Source organism: Pseudomonas sp. PS02302 (assembly GCF_029959585.1).
Lineage (GTDB): Bacteria > Pseudomonadota > Gammaproteobacteria > Pseudomonadales > Pseudomonadaceae > Chryseomonas > Chryseomonas aestiva.
Genome location: NZ_JASCON010000153.1, coordinates 1 through 2854, shown reverse-complemented (window position 1 = coordinate 2854; position 2854 = coordinate 1). Strand labels below are relative to the sequence as shown.

2 protein-coding genes are annotated in these 2854 nt (G+C 66.7%); both read left to right on the top strand.

The annotated features are described in order from the left end of the window. Positions 1 to 176: 176 nt before the first annotated feature. On the top strand, positions 177 to 437 hold the full coding sequence (locus tag QMX82_RS25510) for a DUF1145 domain-containing protein (protein WP_133859564.1): 261 nt from the start codon (positions 177 to 179) through the stop codon (positions 435 to 437). Between the two features lie 135 nt (positions 438 to 572). Then, a complete protein-coding gene (dinG, locus tag QMX82_RS25505) occupies positions 573 to 2717 on the top strand; it encodes an ATP-dependent DNA helicase DinG (protein WP_208694648.1) in 2145 nt (714 codons plus the stop codon). Positions 2718 to 2854: the final 137 nt, after the last annotated feature.

Below are 2854 nucleotides of genomic sequence, written 5' to 3'. Positions count from 1 at the left end.
GCGAGCGTCAGCCGATCGCCACCAACGAGACCGCTGAAGGCCTTGCCACCAACCGCCGCGTCGAAATCCAGATCGACCGCGAGTGATGCATCGGCGGCGGACCCTGGTCCGCCGCCTTTACTTTTTCCGGCTCCAGGCGTTATGGTCCGATCCATCTCGTCCTCCTGCTGGAATCCATGAAAACCCTGTCCCTCACCGGCAAAGTCCTCCTCCTGCTGTTCTGGCTCGCCGCAGCCGCCGCTGTCGCCCTGCCTCTCGCTCGCCCGTTCCCCCAATTGCTCGCCCTGGTCGCCCTGGCCCTGCTGCTGCTGCATCTGGGTGAAGTCTTCGCCAGCCGTCGTGCCCTGCGCCTGCGCCGCCATCCCTGGCTCGATCGTCTGAGCCTGCTGATCTTCGGCGCCTTTCATCGGCTGCCGCCCCAGCTGCCGGGCGCCTGAGCGGCCTGCGACCTCAACGTCGGGCGCATCCTGACGACAGGCGCGTTATCATAGCGCCCAAGATCCATTACTGTAGATGCATACAGCGCTCGTCCGCCGGACGGGGCGCTGCTTTGCCATCGCCCGGAACCAGGCATGCTCAGCACCGAACTCAAGACCCAGATCCAGGGCGCCTACACGCGTTTCCTCGAAGCCAAGTCGCTCAAGCCACGCTATGGCCAGCGGCTGATGATCGCGGAGACCGCCAAGGGCCTGGGTGGCATCGCCCAGGACGAGGAGGGCCATCGCGAAGGCGAGCCCGCCGTGGTGGCGGTGGAGGCGGGTACCGGTACCGGCAAGACCGTGGCCTATGCCCTGGCCGCCATTCCCGTGGCCAAGGCGGCCGGCAAGCGGCTGGTGATCGCCACGGCGACGGTGGCGCTGCAGGAGCAGATCGTGCACAAGGACCTGCCGGACATCCTGCGCAACAGCGGACTGTCCTTCAGCTTCGCGCTGGCCAAGGGCCGGGGGCGTTACCTGTGCCTGTCCAAGCTGGACATGCTGCTGCAGGAGGGCCAGGCGCAGAACGCCACCGCCCAGCTGTTCGCCGAGGATGGCTTCAAGATCGATGTGGACGAGGCGTCCAACGAACTGTTCGGCAAGATGATCGAGCGCCTGGCCGGCAATCGCTGGGACGGCGATCGTGACAGCTGGCCGGAAGCCATCGAGGACGTCCAGTGGTCGCGCATCACCACCGACCATAGTCAGTGCACCAATCGTCACTGCCCGAATTTCCAGCAGTGCGCCTTCTACCGGGCGCGCGAAGGCATGACCAAGGTCGATGTCATCGTCACCAACCATGACCTGGTGCTGGCCGACCTGGCCCTGGGCGGCGGCGCCATCCTGCCCGATCCCCGCGACACCCTCTATGTGTTCGACGAAGGCCACCACCTGCCGGACAAGGCCATCGGCCACTTCGCCCACTTCACCCGGCTGAGATCCACCGCCGAGTGGCTGGAGCAGATCGCCAAGAATCTCACCAAGCTGCTGGCCCAGCATCCGCTGCCGGGTGATCTCGGACGCCTGGTCGAGCAGGTGCCGGAGCTGGCGCGGGAGATCCGCACCCAGCAGCAGTTCATGTTCACCGCCTGCGAAGCCCTGGCGGATTTTCGCGCGGGCGAGGACATGGAAGGCCGCGAGCGGCCGCGGCACAGATTCGTCGGCGGGGTGATCCCCGAAGACCTGCGCGAGATGGGCATCGAGCTCAAGAAAGGCTTCGCCAAGCTCACCGACCTGTTCACCCGCCTGACCGAGATGCTCAAGCAGGCCATGGACGGCGAATCCAGCATCGGTCTGGCCAGCTACCAGGCCGAGGAGTGGTATCCGCTGTTCGGCAGTCTGCTGGCGCGCGCCCAGGGCAACTGGGAGTTGTGGACGGCCTTTACCTGCGAAGACCCGGAAGACAGCCCGCCCATGGCGCGCTGGATGACCCTCGCCGAAACGGGTTCGCTGTACGACATCGAGGTCAACGCCAGCCCCATCCTCGCCGCCGAGATGCTGCGCCGTCACCTGTGGAATGTCGCCTTCGGCGCCCTGGTGACTTCGGCGACCCTGACCGCCCTGGGCACCTTCGACCGCTTTCGCATGAGATCCGGCCTGCCGCGCTCGGCGGCCACCGCCGTGGTGCCCAGTCCGTTCCGCCATGCCGAGGCCGGGGTGCTGCGGGTGCCGGATCTCAAGGCCGATCCGCGCAACGCGGCCGAGCACACCGCGGCCATCGTCCGCGAGTTGCCGGCCATGCTCGAAGGCGCGCGTGGCGCCCTGGTGCTGTTTTCCTCGCGGCGGCAGATGCAGGACGTTTTCGACGGCCTGGAACGCGACTGGCGCAAGCGGGTGCTGATCCAGGGCAACCTGTCCAAGCAGGAGACCCTGAACAAGCACAAGAAGCGTGTCGACGACGGCGAGGCCAGCGTGCTGTTCGGTCTGGCCAGCTTCGCCGAGGGGGTCGACCTGCCCGGCGCCTATTGCGAGCACGTGGTCATCGCCAAGATTCCCTTCGCCGTGCCCGACGATCCGGTGGAAGCCGCCCTGGCCGAGTGGATCGAGGCGCGCGGCGGCAATCCCTTCATGGAAATCGCCGTGCCCGACGCCTCCTTGCGGCTGATCCAGGCCTGCGGTCGGCTGCTGCGCACCGAGCAGGACAGCGGCACCATCTCGCTGCTGGATCGCCGCCTGGTGACCCAGCGCTATGGCAAGGCCATCCTCAATGCGCTGCCGCCGTTCCGGCGGGAGATTCAGTAAGAGATTGCGGCCATGGCGGTCCGCTGTTGCGGCCGCTTCTAGGTGACATTACGTGCAACTGCCTTATCGCGGCCATGGCGGTCCGCCGAAGCGGCCGCTCCTACAGACACATCGGACCTTGTAGGAGCGGCCGCATC

Excerpts from the sequence above, each read along its gene's own strand:
- QMX82_RS25510 (WP_133859564.1), top strand. The coding sequence starts at position 177 with ATGAAAACCCTGTCCCTCACCGGCAAAGTCCTCCTCCTGCTGTTCTGG.
- dinG (WP_208694648.1), top strand. The coding sequence starts at position 573 with ATGCTCAGCACCGAACTCAAGACCCAGATCCAGGGCGCCTACACGCGT.